This window comes from Pantoea sp. B550 (assembly GCF_024158165.1).
GTDB classification, from domain to species: Bacteria; Pseudomonadota; Gammaproteobacteria; order Enterobacterales; family Enterobacteriaceae; genus Pantoea; species Pantoea alfalfae.
In genome coordinates this window covers 2,797,018-2,809,969 of sequence record NZ_JAMYXI010000003.1, presented here as the reverse complement: position 1 = coordinate 2,809,969, position 12,952 = coordinate 2,797,018, and the positions used below count along the sequence as shown (strand labels likewise).

The window sequence follows — 12,952 nt, the reverse complement described above, 5'->3', positions numbered from 1 at the left end:
AGGAGCGAATCATGAATCAACACGAGTGGGCCAGCTACATCGGCCATATGGAGCAGATCCTGCAACTGGAACTGGATGACGCGCGTCGCGCTGAACTGCTGATCCAGCTGTCGCGTATCGCGGTGATGGCTGCGCCGCTGATGGCGTTTCCGCTGGATGAACGACTGGAAGTGGCAGGAGTATACCAGGCATGAGATTAGGTGACGTTTCAATTCAGACGCTGCAACAGGCTATCCAGCAGGGTGAGATCAGCGCACTGGAAGTGGCAAAGCGCACGCTGCAGGCAGTTGAGCAGCATAATCCGGCGCTGAATGCCTGGACGGAGGTCACCGGGCCGCGCATGTTAAAAGAGGCCAGCGCCATTGATGCGCAGCGGCAGCGTGGCGAAAAGCTGCCCCCGCTGGCGGGCATCCCGTATGCGGTGAAAAACCTGTTTGATGTGGCGGGTCACAGCACGCTGGCCGGTGCCAGCCTGTTCCGCGATCGCCCTGCGGCACAGGCCGATGCGTTTGCCGTCGGAAAACTGCGGCATGCTGGCGCGCTGCTGTCGGGCATGCTGAACATGGATGCCTACGCGTATGGTTTTACCACCGAAAACAGCCATTATGGTGCGACCCACAATCCGCGCGATCTCAGCCGCGTGGCGGGCGGTTCGTCAGGCGGTTCGGCCGCCGCGGTAGCCGCCGGGCTGGTCCACTTTTCGCTCGGCACCGACACCAACGGTTCGATTCGGGTGCCCGCGTCGCTGTGCGGTATTTTTGGTCTTAAGCCGACCTTTGGCCGGTTATCTCGCAGCGGCAGTCATCCGTTTGTTGCCAGCCTCGATCACATCGGGCCGCTGGCGCGGCGGGTTGAAGACCTGGCGCTGGTATATGATCTGTTACAGGGCGCAGACCACACCGATACGTTTCAGGCCGATCGTCCGGTGGCCGCGACGCTGCCGGGGCTGTCACTGGGCAGCGAAGGATTACGCTGCGGCGTGCTGGGTGGCTTTTTTGCCCGCTGGTGCGATGAGGATGCCCGCGCTGCCGTCGCGGTGGTTGCGGCAGCGCTTGAAGCCCAGGAAGAGGTGCTGATGCCGGACGCAGAGGTGGCCCGCTCGGCGGCGTTTATCATGACCGCCGCAGAAGGTGGCAATCACTATCTCCCTGCCCTGCGTCAGATACCGGAGCAGTTTGAACCAAACTCCCGTGAGCGTCTGCTGGCGGGTGCCATGATGCCAGGTGCCTGGTACGTGCAGGCGCAGCGCTTCCGTCGTCATTTCCAGCAGCAGGTGTTACCGCTGTTTGATCGCTTCGATGTGCTGATCGCGCCGGCGACGCCCTGCAGCGCGATCACTATCGGTCAGCAGACCCTGACGATTCAGGGTGAATCGCTGCCCGCTAAGGCGAGCATGGGGATGCTGACGCAGCCGATCTCCTTCCTGGGATTACCGGTCTGTACCGTGCCGCTGGCGACCCGAAGTGGTCTGCCGATTGGATTACAGCTTATCGCCCGTCCGTTTAACGAAGAGGCGGTGTTACGTGCCGCCTGGACACTGGAACAACGCGGCATCACGATGCCGCAAATCAATATGGCAGGAGCCTGATGAACAGAGAGATTAATTTACCGCAGGTGCTCACCGAGGTGACAGCGCAGTTTTATCGCTACGAGCAGGCGCTGGTCAGCAATGATGTGGCCGAACTGGATGCCCTGTTCTGGCACGACCCGCGAACCGTGCGCCTTGGCGCGGGTGAGAACCTGTATGGCATTGATGAGATTCGGGCCTTCCGTGCCGCGCGTCCGTCAGCCGGGCTGAACCGGACGCTGCGCAACACCGTGATTACCACTTTTGGTGAGAATTATGCGGTCTGCAGCACTGAATTTACCCGCACCGGTAGCGATAAAATTGGCCGTCAGCAGCAGACCTGGGTGCGAATGCCCCACGGCTGGTGCATCGTGGCGGCGCAGGTCAGTCTTATGAGCTGACACTGTCCGGCGCTTCGCCCGCTCAACAGGGGCAAGCGCCGGAACCGGCTTACGGTGCCGGGTGCGTGGTGATCCAGTGGTCGGCGATCTGCTGGCGGGTACAGATCCAGACATCGTCATGCTGCTGGATGTGATCAAGGAAGTTCTGCAGCGCGCGGAATTTGCCAGGACGGCCCAGCAGGCGACAATGCATGCCGATCGACATCATCTTCGGCGCGGTTTCACCCTCTTCATACAGCACATCGAACGTATCACGCAGATAGGTAAAGAACTGTTCGGCGGTGTTAAACCCCTGCGGCGAGGCAAAGCGCATGTCGTTGCACTCCAGGGTATACGGGATAATCAGGTGCGGTTTCACCGTGCCATCCTGACAGGTGACCTGGGTCCAGAACGGCAGATCGTCGCCGTAGTAGTCGCTGTCGTAGCTGAAACCGCCCTGCTCCACTACCAGCCGACGGGTGTTCGGGCTGTCGCGGCCGGTGTACCAGCCGGTCGGCGCTTTACCAAACAGATCCACCAGCACATCGACCGCCTGCTGCATATGCTGACGTTCAGTTTTTGCATCCATACCCTGATAGTGGATCCAGCGCCAGCCGTGGCTGACCACATCGTAATCCGCCTGTTTAATCGCCTCAACGACTTCCGGATGACGTGCCAGCGCCATCGCCACGCCAAACACGGTTAATGGCAGACCGCGTTTCTGAAATTCATTGTGGATGCGCCAGAATCCGGCGCGGGAGCCGTACTCATACAGCGACTCCATCGACATGTGCCGATCGGTATAGCTCGCTGCACCGATGATATCGGAGAGAAACTGCTCCGAGCCGGCATCGCCATGCAGCACGCTGTTTTCAGCGCCTTCTTCGTAGTTCAGAACAAACTGCACCGCCACACGGCTGTTGTTGGGCCAGGCGGCGTGTGGCGGATTAGCGCCATAACCGATTAAATCGCGCGGATAGTTTTTGTTAAAGCTGTACTCTTTCTTCTCTGCAGCGTCAGTCATCACTGGCTTCCTTTCGGGATTCGGGAAAGTTCCGTTAGTTTAGATGCTGAAACGCACCTGAGAGAGGTTTCTGCAAAGGCCAGGCCAGATCGCCATGTTTGCTGGTGCCAAAGCCAAGCGCCACCAGCGATTCGACCATTTTTACTGCTGCACTGACACCATCGATCACTGGCAGGCCCAGTTCCTGGGTCAGCGAAGCAGCCAGCGTCGCCATTCCGCCACAGCCCAGCACAATCGCCCCGCTGCCATCTTCCCGCTTCGCCTGAATGCAGCGCTGCCGCACTTTTTCCTGCGCCAGGCCGCTGCCATCCTCCAGTGCCAGTACTGGCAGATCGATGGCATGCAGCGCGGCACAGTGATGGGTAAAGCCATACTGCTGCAGCAGATGACGCGCAATCACCAGGGTGCGCGGCAGCGTGGTGACAATAGAGAAACGCGTCGCCAGCAGCGTGGCGGTGTGCATCGCCGCTTCCGCAATACCAATCACCGGTCCGCTGGCCAGCTCACGTGCTGCCAGTAGACCCGGATCGCCAAAGCAGGCGATGACGTGACCGCTGACGCCCTGTTCCCTGCCGAGCCGGATCTGCTCCAGCACACCGATGGCGGCGATCGCCTCATCGAAGTGGCCTTCAATGGAGGGCACACCCTGCGACGGCGAAACCGCCAGAATTTCGGTACCCGGCGCGGCGACGGCACGGGCGGCCTGGCCGATGGTTTCGGTCATCGCCAGGCTGGTGTTGGGGTTAATCACCTGAATCAGACTCATGAGGCAGCTCCAGAGTTTGCGGCAAACAGTCGGGAGAAATCGGGCAGGGTTTCCCCGCTGCGCTCAAAGTGCAGGCTGGAGACGATATGCTCAAAGTGATGTTGTAGCGCCTGCGTCAGCGGTTTCTGCGCGCGCGCGCGCAGTAACTTCAGCAGATTGTCGTGATCGTCACAGCGGCAGCCGCGCTGCCAGGGCGCGCCATAGGCGGCGATCACCAGCGAGGAGCGCTGAGTCAGGCTGGTCACCATGCCGGTAAGCACCTGATTGCCGGAGATCGCCTGCAGCTGGATATGAAATGCCGCAGAGAGCCGGATCGCTGCCGGACCATTCTGATCGGTAAGCGCCTGGTTCTCCTGCTCGATGAGCTGCTCCAGTGCCACCAGATGGGCAGGCTGCAGATGCGCCAGTACCGCGGGCAGATTAGCACATTCCATTAAACTGCGGGTTGAGAAGATGTCCCGCGCCTCTTCAACACCGGGTGTCGCCACCTGCGCACCACGTTTGGGCGTCAGCGTCACCATCTGCACCGCCGCGAGGCGTTGCAGCACTTTACGGATGCCGGTGCGGCTTACACCAAAGACCCCGGAAAGGGCCTCTTCCGGCAATTTGCTGCCCGGCGGTAGCTGATGTTCAACAATGGCGTTCATTAACGCCTGATAGATCCCTTCATCCTTATCCTGCAGCCTGGTGGCGTCTCGCTGGCCTGTTTTACTCGTCATTACCTGCTCCGGTCACTCGCTGTGTGCTACATATCGTATACGTGAAAATTAAATATTGTATACAAGAAAAGAGATCTGGCCTGAATCCTGCAATACCGTCCTACCAGATTATTCATTCCACTTTCAGGTACAGGAGCAGGTTTCATGCCAAATCAATCAACGGTGGCCAGCACGGCCTCTGAAGCCAGTGCCCGTTACAGCCCACGGCTCTGTAACGACGACCTGGCACCGACACGCGATCAGAACTGGTCGTGGTACAACATTTTCTCTTTCTGGATGTCCGATGTGCACAGTATGGGCGGCTATGTGGTGGCCGCCAGTTTCTTCACGCTGGGACTAGCCAGCTGGCAGGTGTTGCTTTGCCTGCTCGCCGGGATCTGCATCGTGCAGATCTGTGCGAATCTGGTGGCGAAACCGAGCCAGATGGCGGGCGTGCCTTATGCGGTGATTTGCCGTCAGGCGTTTGGCGTGTTTGGTGCCAATATTCCAGCAGTCATTCGCGGGCTAATCGCCTTCGCCTGGTATGGCATCCAGACTTATCTGGCGGCGAACGCCCTGATGCTGGTGCTGCTGAAGTTCGTGCCTTCTCTGACGTCGATGACCGTGCCGCACTGGCTGGGCCTGTCGCTGCTGGGCTGGTGCTGTTTCGGGGTGATGTGGTTACTGCAGGCGATGGTGTTCTGGCACGGCATGAACGCCATTAAACGGTTTATCGATGTCGCTGGACCAGCGGTTTATGTGGTGATGGTCGCGCTGGCGGGCTGGATTGTATACAAGACCGGCTTTGACGGGATCTCCTTTACCCTGGCAAGCAAATCGCTGACCGCGGGCGAGCAAACGTGGCAGATGATTACGGCCACGGCGTTGGTGGTCTCCTACTTCTCCGGGCCGCTGCTGAACTTCGGTGACTTTTCACGCTACGGCAAGAACATGTCAGAGATTCGCCGCGGCAACCGCTGGGGCCTGCCGTTTAACTTCCTGCTGTTCTCTGTGGTGACGGTGGTGATTGTGTCAGGCACGCAGTCGCTGTTTGGCAAAATGATTACCGATCCCATCGAAACCGTGAGCATGGTTGGCAACGATCTGGCCGTTGCGATCGGTCTGCTGACCATGATTACTGCCACCATCGGCATCAATATCGTGGCGAATTTCGTTTCACCCGCTTTTGACTTCTCCAACTGTTCACCGCAGAAAATCAGCTTTCGTACTGGTGGCATGATCGCTGCCGTTGGCTCGGTGCTGTTAACACCATGGAACCTGTTCCAGTCGCCTGAGCTGATTCACTACACGCTGGATGTGCTGGGATCGTTTATCGGGCCGCTGTTCGGGATTCTGCTGACCGATTTCTATCTGATTAAACGTGGACGTATTTCGGTCGACGATCTGTTTAACGACACACCTGCAGGCCGTTACTGGTATCGCGGTGGCTTTAACCCTAAAGCGATTGGCGCGCTGCTGCCGTCGGTGGCAATTTGCCTGGTGATTAGCTTTATCCCTTCCCTGCATCAGGTAGCGAACTTCAGCTGGTTTATTGGTGCCGGTCTGGCGGCAGGCTGCTATCGCTTTATCGCCCGTGAAGATCGCGAGGCGGAGGATGTGACCCGCTGGCATAGCGAGGGAATGGCGCAGAAGAAGCAAGCCGCGGCTGAATAGCAGACAGCAAAAAGCCGATTCATTTCTGAATCGGCTTTTTTAAAGAGATTGGCGGAACGGACGGGGCTCGAACCCGCGACCCCCTGCGTGACAGGCAGGTATTCTAACCAACTGAACTACCGCTCCGCGCTTTGTTCCCCGTCGGGAACGAGGCGCATAGTAATGGCAGCCTGTTACGGCGTCAATGCTTTTTCCGACCGAACAAATCGTTTGCTGTTTTTTTCAGCTTGCCGCTGATTTTCTCAACAAAATCACGCAATTCAGCCGCGCCACAAACAGCTGCCGCCTTTTTTCATCACCAGATCCAGACGGGATTCATGAGCAACCACCTCTTCTTCGCTGGCCGTGACCACACGCAGTGCAGAAGCGGGACGCACGATGCGCTGGATGCTCTCTCCCTGAGCCTGTCGGGCGCTTTCACTCTCCGATAAAAAGGAGAGAGAGGTCTGCCCGCCGGTCATGGTCAGGAACACTTCTGCCAGAATCTCGGCATCGAGCAGTGCGCCGTGCAGGGTTCGTTTGGTGTTGTCTATTTCGTAACGTGAGCAGAGCGCATCAAGGCTGTTACGCTTGCCGGGAAACATTCGACGCGCCAGTGCCAGGCTGTCGGTAATTTTGCAGAAGGTTTCGGTTTTCTCAATGCCGCGATTCAGCTTTGAAAATTCGTAATCCATAAAGCCGATATCAAACGGCGCGTTATGGATGACTAATTCGGCACCGCGAATGTAGTCGAGAAACTCATCGGCGATTTCGCTGAAGGCGGGCTTGTCGGCCAGAAACTCATCGGCAATGCCGTGGACGCCAAAAGCTTCGGGATCGACCAGCCGATCGGGCTTGAGATACATATGGAAATTGTTACCGGTCAGGCGACGGTTAATCACCTCTACCGCACCAATCTCAATGATGCGGTGCCCCTCATAATGTACCCCGATCATGTTCATGCCGGTGGTTTCAGTATCGAGAACGATCTGGCGGTTATTTGCAGTGCTCATAAGACCCGTTTTATGTCAGACTTGGCGTTTTTTAAGAGGAAGTCTACCAGAGATGCGCAAACAGGTAGAGATATTCACCGATGGATCCTGTCTTGGAAATCCCGGTCCCGGCGGTTACGGGGCGATTTTACGTTACGGTCAGCATGAGAAAACCTTCAGCGCGGGCTATCGCCTTACCACTAACAACCGGATGGAGCTGATGGCGGCGATTGTCTCGCTCGAGGCGCTGACCCAGCCGTGCGATGTGGTGCTCAGCACCGACAGTCAGTATGTGCGTCAGGGGATCACCAGCTGGATCCATAACTGGAAAAAGCGTGGCTGGAAAACCGCCGATAAAAAGCCGGTGAAGAATGTCGATCTCTGGCAGCGTCTCGACTTAGCCCTCAGTACCCATAAGATTCAGTGGGAGTGGGTTAAAGGCCATGCCGGACACCCGGAAAACGAGCGCTGCGATGTGCTGGCCCGCAGCGCGGCGGAAAATCCTGCTTTTGAGGATATCGGCTATAAAGCCGAGTCCTGATCCTCTGCTTTCCGGAACTGACGTGTGGCATTGACCGTCTGACGAATCTTGCTGGTACTCAGGCTCTTCTTTGCCCGGGTCGGCAGCAGCGGGAAGGTTCGCTTGCGCGCCACCACAATATTCAGACACCCCAGCGCCGGTAAGTGGGCGCTGATCAGTTTCCCGCCCTGCTGATGCCATGGCAGCACCTGAAATCGGGTGCGGTAGACCACCTCATAATTCAGTAGTCCCAGCCAGTCGAGCAATCGCATCTGGCTGAACATCCGCCCGCTCCAGGGGGCTTTACGAGTTAATCCCGGTACCATTTTACTGACGCCGAGCAGGCTGAAAGGATTGAAGCCGCTGATGATCATCCAGCCATCGTCGATTAATACCCTGTCTACTTCGCGTAACACCCGGTGAGGATCCTGACTCCAGGCAAGCGTATGGGCAAGCAGACAGGCATCAATCGATTTCGACTCAAACGGCAATTGCATCGGGTCAGCCCGCACCTGTAATAGCTCGCCTTCGCTGCCCACATTGACCTGATGTGAAATAGCACAGTTTTCGGTGTTGATTTCTGCGCTGAGGTTGCCAAGCTTAAGCATATGAAAGCCATAAAGCTTTCCGAGATAAGGCTGAAGCTGCTGCGTTAGCGCGTCGCGGAAGTAATCTCCCCACGGCATGTTACGCCAGGACAGCGGTGCGTTCAGAACCTGGCGTGATTTAGCGGGCTTCATGCTTTACGCTCTTCCTTTTCCTACGACCTGCGAGAGGTGATGATGAATCTTACCAGTATTCCTGCGTTGCAGGACAACTACATCTGGACGCTGAATGATGATGAGGGTAAATGCCTGATCGTTGATCCCGGCGAAGCTCAGCCAGTGTTAGAAAAAATGGCGTCAAACGGCTGGCAGCCAGTCGCCATTCTGTTGACTCACCACCATAACGACCATACGGGCGGCGTGAAAACATTATGTGAGCACTTCCCTGACCTTGAGGTCTACGGCCCTCGGGAAACCGAAGCGAAAGGGGCCAGGACGATAGTCAGCGAAGGCGATAAAGTCACCGTACTGGGCCTGACCTTCAGAGTGATCCATACTCCTGGTCACACTTTAGGACATATCTCATATTACAGCTCGCCTTATCTTTTCTGTGGCGACACTCTCTTTTCAGGCGGGTGCGGACGCCTTTTTGAAGGCACTCCAGAGCAGATGTATGATTCCTTTCAAAAGCTTAACCAGCTACCAGGTGAGACTTTAGTCTGCTGTGCGCATGAATATACTTTATCCAATCTGAAGTTTGCTGCGGCTATTCTGCCCCATGACCCGCAAATAACGGCCGAATACCAGAAAATTAAGGACTTACGCGCCGAAAATGGCATTACTTTGCCAACAAAACTGGCGCACGAACGGTCAATAAATTTATTTCTTCGTACGCAAGATATTGATTTACAAAGGGCATTAAACGTTAACATTACTGATGAACCAGTATGGCGGACATTTGCCGTTCTACGCGAGAAGAAAGACGCTTTTTGATTTTTCGGGTTGTGTTGTGAAAAGTCGTCACGTATAGTTGCTCGTCTTTTAAGCGAACTATTGACACACACATGAAGGCTAAAGCGATCTTACTCGCCTCAGTCTTGCTGGTAGGATGTCAGGCGTCCAGGAACGATGCCAATATCCCCGAACAGCATGCACAGAGTCTGTCTTCAGCTGGTCAAGGTGAAAATGGAAAGTACGGAGACGAGTTTTTGTCGCCGCGATGGCAGGAAGATGGAACTGGCCTCGCAGCAGACGCAGATCTCTGGAGTTTCATTAGTGACGAGTTGAAGATGGGGATTCCGGAAAACCCGGCAATCCGCGAACAAAAAAGTAAATTTTTAAAAAATAAGAGCTATCTCCACGATGTAACATTACGGGCAGAGCCGTACATGTACTGGATAGTCGAGCAGATACAGAAACGTAAAATGCCGATGGAACTGGTACTGCTACCCATAGTGGAGAGCGCTTTTGACCCTCGCGCAACCTCATCCGCCAATGCCGCTGGTATCTGGCAGATTGTTGCAGCTACGGGTCGAAACTATGGTTTGAAACAAAACCAGTATTACGATGGGCGACGTGATGTAGTCGCATCCACGAAAGTTGCGCTGGATATGATGCAGCGTCTTAATACCATGTTTGACGGTGACTGGTTACTGACCATTGCTGCTTACAACAGTGGTGAAGGACGGGTGCTCAAAGCGATTAAGCAGAATAAGGCGCGCGGTAAGCCGACTGACTTCTGGCATTTATCGCTGCCACGCGAAACCACCGTGTATGTGCCTAAAATGTTAGCCTTGAGTGAACTGCTCAAAAATAACAAGCGTTACGGTATCAAACTGCCGACACCGAATGAAAGTCGTGCTCTGGCACGAGTGGAAGTGGGTCAGCAGATACAGCTGACGCAGGCTGCCGAAATGGCGGGTATGTCGCTCACGAAACTGAAGAGCTTCAATACCGGCTACAAAGGCGGTGCAACAGCGCCTAACGGCCCGCACTACATTATGGTGCCGAAGTCGAACGTCGCGAAATTGCGTAACTCACTGGCCTCCGGTGACATCGCAGCGGTACAGCCTGTGCAGCTTGCGAAAGCCAGCGCGAGTGGCGGGTACAAAGTGCGACGGGGTGATACGCTTTCGGGTATCGCCGCTAAACTTGGCGTTAGCGTCTCGACACTGAAGCAGGAAAACAACCTGCGCGGTGCTGATATCCGACCGGGTCAGACGCTGACCATCGGTTCGAACGGCACCCGACTGGCTGATAACGGCAACAGCATCACCTATCGTGTTCGTAAGGGTGATTCTCTTGACAGTATTGCCCGTCATCACGGCGTCAATATCAAGGACGTGATGCGCTGGAACAGTGTGCTGGACAGTGCGAAAGATATTCAGCCCGGCGATAACTTAACGCTGTTTGTGAATAATAACGCTACACCTGATACCTGATACGTTGAAAAGGCTGACAATTGTCAGCCTTTTTCTTTCATCCATCTGCCACGATTTACTCATTACCCTGCCCGCTTCTTCTTCTGCAGGCACATTCAATGCACCGGATTAGCTTCCTGAGCTAAACTCCACCAGTAACGGGTTATGATCGGAAGCGCGCGTCACCAGTACGGATGCCTCACTCACTCTGAGATCGCGATAGAAGACGAAATCCAGCGGGCGACCAAACGCTTTGCGGCGATGATCGGCCGTAAACATCACCTCTTCCAGCTTCATCCGCTGTGCAAACCGGTAGAGCGCATTGATGCGCTGACGGCTCCAGGCATTGAAATCCCCGGCCATGATGACCGGTCCCTGATGATGCATGATCTGCTCGCCGATAGGCCCCAGCTGTTTACTGTAGACGTCGACACCCAGGCTGAAGTTAACCGCATGGATGTTAACCACCATCAGCATTTCTCCCGCAGGCAGAGGATAAGCCGTAACCAGCGCCGATTTTGACAGCCTCAGCAGAGGCTCACGTTCGCGTAAGGGGCAACAATAGACCGGATGGGCAGAAGCGAGGGTCATTACGCCAGAGGGATGCTGAGGCAGCACAAAGGCAGGCACCTGATCGGCAGCCAGATAATTACTGGTGGCAAACTGCACCAGTTCAGGTGTGGTCTGCGCTTCCTGCAGTAACACCAGATGGGCATCCTTACCAAATCCTTCCAGCACTGACATCCAGTCTGCACGCTGCTGCTTGAAGATATTCCATACCAGAACTTTAAGGTTTGGATGCGCGGGCAACGGTGCGCCGGGTGGCAGTGCCTGGCCGAGATGGAGCATCGCGCCAGGTGGAAAAATCTGCTCCACTGGTTGTCCTGCTACATATCGCATTGCATAAGTTTTTTTACGCACTTTCCCGCCTGGCTGATAATTCAAAAATACAGTTAACACCTGTCTGTTATAGGGATTCTAGACCGATGTTTCAATGGATGCAGGTGAATGTCAGAATTCATCACGCTTTTCCAGAATAAGGCGTTACTTTAAGCTCGCTAAGCTAAACGAGGCAGAACCTGGCCACATCAACGGTGTCATCATTGAGGACGCCTGTACTGGAGTTATGCCAGTATAATCGTCCATAAAATAGCTAAATATCTGCGACATGCCAGGGAGGAAGAATGAAGGCATCTTCTGACGAACTCAAAGTGTTTGTCAGTGTAGTAGAGAGTGGAAGTTTCAGCCGCGCTGCTGAGCAGTTGCAGATGGCTAATTCTGCCGTCAGCAGAACCATAAAAAAACTGGAAAACAAGCTGGGCATTGCTCTGCTAACCCGTACCACGCGACAGCTGGCACTTACGCAGGAAGGTGAACGCTATTTCCGCCATGTTCAGCATTTTTTGCAGGAGATGACGACCGCAGAAAGCGATTTGATAGAAAGCTTACAGGAGCCCAAAGGGTTACTGCGCGTTGATGCCGCGACACCGGTTATTCTGCATTTGCTGATGCCGATGGTTAAGCCCTTTCGCCAGCGCTATCCCGGGGTGACGCTTTCGTTAATCTCATCTGAGAGTTTTATCAATCTGATTGAACGGAAAGTGGATATTGCGATTCGTGCTGGCAATCTCACGGACTCAACACTACGCGCCAGATTACTGTTCAATAGTTTTCGCAAAGTTGTCGCCTCCCCTGCCTATCTCCATGAGCACGGTGTCCCACAAAAGGTGACCGATCTGGATAACCATCATTGCCTTGGCTTCGAAGAGTCCCCGAGGCTCAATCGCTGGCCCATTGCACGTGAAAGCGGCGAACTTTATGACATCGACTGGGCTATCTCTTCGAATAGCGGAGAGACAATTAAGCAGCTCTGTCTTACCGGCAATGGGATTGCCTGCCTGTCAGACTATATGATTGATCGTGAGGTCGCGGAGGGATCACTGGTGGAAGTGCTGGCCGATCAGCGTCTGCCGGTCGAGATGCCCTTCAATGCGGTCTACTACAGCGATATCGGAGTAAGCCAGCGTGTGCGGGCTTTTATCGATTTTCTCAGTGAGTGGACAGCTGCGCAGCCGTGGCGCACGTGACATCTATAAGAGCAGGCCTTATCGGGGTCTGTTGCTACAGTATGATCCTGGAGATCGAAGATAATCAGCGCGGATACTTTTTCCGCGATGAATTTGCTGCAATGGAAAAAGCCCTGACCGTTAAGTCAGGGCTTTCCAATTAAGTGGCGGAACGGACGGGGCTCGAACCCGCGACCCCCTGCGTGACAGGCAGGTATTCTAACCAACTGAACTACCGCTCCACCGATTCTTTCACGCTTATCAGCAACCGGCTGATAACCGCCTGTTCCCGTTATTTTCCCTGTCAGAGGAAAAGGAACA

At 55.2% G+C, this 12,952-nt stretch carries 14 protein-coding genes and 2 tRNA genes; 8 read left to right on the top strand and 8 right to left on the bottom strand.

Annotation, left to right across the window (positions count from 1 at the left end):
• The first annotated feature begins 11 nt into the window (after positions 1-11).
• Genes hpxX through hpxZ form a run of 3 tightly spaced genes read left to right on the top strand, consistent with a single transcriptional unit; the run spans position 12 to position 1,968 of the window.
• On the top strand, positions 12-194 hold the full coding sequence (hpxX, locus tag NIM72_RS16010) for an oxalurate catabolism protein HpxX (RefSeq protein WP_161734537.1): 183 nt from the start codon (positions 12-14) through the stop codon (positions 192-194).
• Positions 191-1,588: an AtzE family amidohydrolase gene (locus NIM72_RS16005; protein ID WP_253421136.1), complete on the top strand. Its 1,398-nt coding sequence runs from the start codon at positions 191-193 to the stop codon at positions 1,586-1,588. The genes hpxX and NIM72_RS16005 overlap by 4 nt, the downstream gene beginning before the upstream one ends.
• Positions 1,588-1,968: an oxalurate catabolism protein HpxZ gene (gene hpxZ, locus NIM72_RS16000; protein WP_161734541.1), complete on the top strand. Its 381-nt coding sequence runs from the start codon at positions 1,588-1,590 to the stop codon at positions 1,966-1,968. Before NIM72_RS16005 ends, hpxZ begins: the two co-directional genes overlap by 1 nt.
• A 49-nt stretch (positions 1,969-2,017) precedes the next feature.
• Here hpxZ and puuE read toward each other — a convergent pair whose 3' ends face one another.
• The 3 genes from puuE to NIM72_RS15985 are packed head-to-tail and all read right to left on the bottom strand — an operon-like array spanning position 2,018 to position 4,456.
• Positions 2,018-2,971 (bottom strand): allantoinase PuuE, encoded by a 954-nt coding sequence (puuE, locus tag NIM72_RS15995; protein ID WP_161734544.1) that lies wholly within the window; start codon positions 2,969-2,971, stop codon positions 2,018-2,020.
• Positions 2,972-3,005: 34 nt separating this feature from the next.
• Positions 3,006-3,737 carry an allantoin racemase gene (gene hpxA, locus NIM72_RS15990; RefSeq protein WP_161734546.1) on the bottom strand — a complete coding sequence of 244 codons (732 nt, stop codon included), beginning with the start codon at positions 3,735-3,737 and terminating at the stop codon, positions 3,006-3,008.
• Complete coding sequence (locus tag NIM72_RS15985) at positions 3,734-4,456, bottom strand: GntR family transcriptional regulator (RefSeq protein WP_253421134.1); 723 nt, start codon at positions 4,454-4,456, stop codon at positions 3,734-3,736. The genes hpxA and NIM72_RS15985 overlap by 4 nt, the downstream gene beginning before the upstream one ends.
• Before the next feature lie 144 nt (positions 4,457-4,600).
• On the opposite strand from NIM72_RS15985, the gene NIM72_RS15980 reads away from it, so the two are divergent.
• Positions 4,601-6,109 (top strand): NCS1 family nucleobase:cation symporter-1, encoded by a 1,509-nt coding sequence (locus tag NIM72_RS15980; protein ID WP_253421131.1) that lies wholly within the window; start codon positions 4,601-4,603, stop codon positions 6,107-6,109.
• Positions 6,110-6,158: 49 nt separating this feature from the next.
• Here NIM72_RS15980 and NIM72_RS15975 read toward each other — a convergent pair.
• Together NIM72_RS15975 and dnaQ are read right to left on the bottom strand one after the other, a co-directional pair.
• A tRNA-Asp gene (locus tag NIM72_RS15975) sits at positions 6,159-6,235 on the bottom strand.
• A gap of 134 nt (positions 6,236-6,369) precedes the next feature.
• Positions 6,370-7,101 (bottom strand): DNA polymerase III subunit epsilon, encoded by a 732-nt coding sequence (gene dnaQ, locus NIM72_RS15970; protein WP_013356870.1) that lies wholly within the window; start codon positions 7,099-7,101, stop codon positions 6,370-6,372.
• Between dnaQ and rnhA the strand changes: the two genes are divergently transcribed.
• Positions 7,055-7,621: a ribonuclease HI gene (rnhA, locus tag NIM72_RS15965; RefSeq protein ID WP_161734560.1), complete on the top strand. Its 567-nt coding sequence runs from the start codon at positions 7,055-7,057 to the stop codon at positions 7,619-7,621. The genes dnaQ and rnhA overlap by 47 nt on opposite strands.
• Here rnhA and NIM72_RS15960 read toward each other — a convergent pair.
• The gene (locus NIM72_RS15960; protein ID WP_150012952.1) at positions 7,603-8,340 is read right to left on the bottom strand and encodes a class I SAM-dependent methyltransferase; all 738 of its coding nucleotides are present in this window, start codon (positions 8,338-8,340) and stop codon (positions 7,603-7,605) included. The two genes, rnhA and NIM72_RS15960, sit on opposite strands and share 19 nt — an antisense overlap.
• A gap of 42 nt (positions 8,341-8,382) precedes the next feature.
• Here NIM72_RS15960 and gloB point away from each other — a divergent pair, with 42 nt between their 5' ends.
• Together gloB and mltD are read left to right on the top strand one after the other, a co-directional pair.
• On the top strand, positions 8,383-9,138 hold the full coding sequence (gene gloB, locus NIM72_RS15955) for a hydroxyacylglutathione hydrolase (RefSeq protein ID WP_161734558.1): 756 nt from the start codon (positions 8,383-8,385) through the stop codon (positions 9,136-9,138).
• A 71-nt stretch (positions 9,139-9,209) separates the two neighbouring features.
• Positions 9,210-10,586 carry a murein transglycosylase D gene (gene mltD, locus NIM72_RS15950; protein ID WP_013356866.1) on the top strand — a complete coding sequence of 459 codons (1,377 nt, stop codon included), beginning with the start codon at positions 9,210-9,212 and terminating at the stop codon, positions 10,584-10,586.
• A 108-nt stretch (positions 10,587-10,694) separates the two neighbouring features.
• Here mltD and NIM72_RS15945 read toward each other — a convergent pair whose 3' ends face one another.
• Positions 10,695-11,486 (bottom strand): endonuclease/exonuclease/phosphatase family protein, encoded by a 792-nt coding sequence (locus NIM72_RS15945; protein WP_161734552.1) that lies wholly within the window; start codon positions 11,484-11,486, stop codon positions 10,695-10,697.
• A gap of 263 nt (positions 11,487-11,749) precedes the next feature.
• Between NIM72_RS15945 and yafC the strand changes: the two genes are divergently transcribed.
• A complete protein-coding gene (yafC, locus tag NIM72_RS15940) occupies positions 11,750-12,652 on the top strand; it encodes a DNA-binding transcriptional regulator YafC (RefSeq protein WP_161734554.1) in 903 nt (300 codons plus the stop codon).
• A 144-nt stretch (positions 12,653-12,796) separates the two neighbouring features.
• Here yafC and NIM72_RS15935 read toward each other — a convergent pair.
• Positions 12,797-12,873: transfer RNA gene (locus NIM72_RS15935), tRNA-Asp, on the bottom strand.
• Between the last annotated feature and the right edge of the window lie 79 nt (positions 12,874-12,952).

Coding starts and splice junctions, on each gene's coding strand:
- hpxX (WP_161734537.1), top strand. CDS start 12: ATGAATCAACACGAGTGGGCCAGCTACATCGGCCATATGGAGCAGATC.
- NIM72_RS16005 (WP_253421136.1), top strand. CDS start 191: ATGAGATTAGGTGACGTTTCAATTCAGACGCTGCAACAGGCTATCCAG.
- hpxZ (WP_161734541.1), top strand. CDS start 1,588: ATGAACAGAGAGATTAATTTACCGCAGGTGCTCACCGAGGTGACAGCG.
- puuE (WP_161734544.1), bottom strand. CDS start 2,971: ATGACTGACGCTGCAGAGAAGAAAGAGTACAGCTTTAACAAAAACTAT.
- hpxA (WP_161734546.1), bottom strand. CDS start 3,737: ATGAGTCTGATTCAGGTGATTAACCCCAACACCAGCCTGGCGATGACC.
- NIM72_RS15985 (WP_253421134.1), bottom strand. CDS start 4,456: ATGACGAGTAAAACAGGCCAGCGAGACGCCACCAGGCTGCAGGATAAG.
- NIM72_RS15980 (WP_253421131.1), top strand. CDS start 4,601: ATGCCAAATCAATCAACGGTGGCCAGCACGGCCTCTGAAGCCAGTGCC.
- dnaQ (WP_013356870.1), bottom strand. CDS start 7,101: ATGAGCACTGCAAATAACCGCCAGATCGTTCTCGATACTGAAACCACC.
- NIM72_RS15960 (WP_150012952.1), bottom strand. CDS start 8,340: ATGAAGCCCGCTAAATCACGCCAGGTTCTGAACGCACCGCTGTCCTGG.
- gloB (WP_161734558.1), top strand. CDS start 8,383: ATGAATCTTACCAGTATTCCTGCGTTGCAGGACAACTACATCTGGACG.
- mltD (WP_013356866.1), top strand. CDS start 9,210: ATGAAGGCTAAAGCGATCTTACTCGCCTCAGTCTTGCTGGTAGGATGT.
- yafC (WP_161734554.1), top strand. CDS start 11,750: ATGAAGGCATCTTCTGACGAACTCAAAGTGTTTGTCAGTGTAGTAGAG.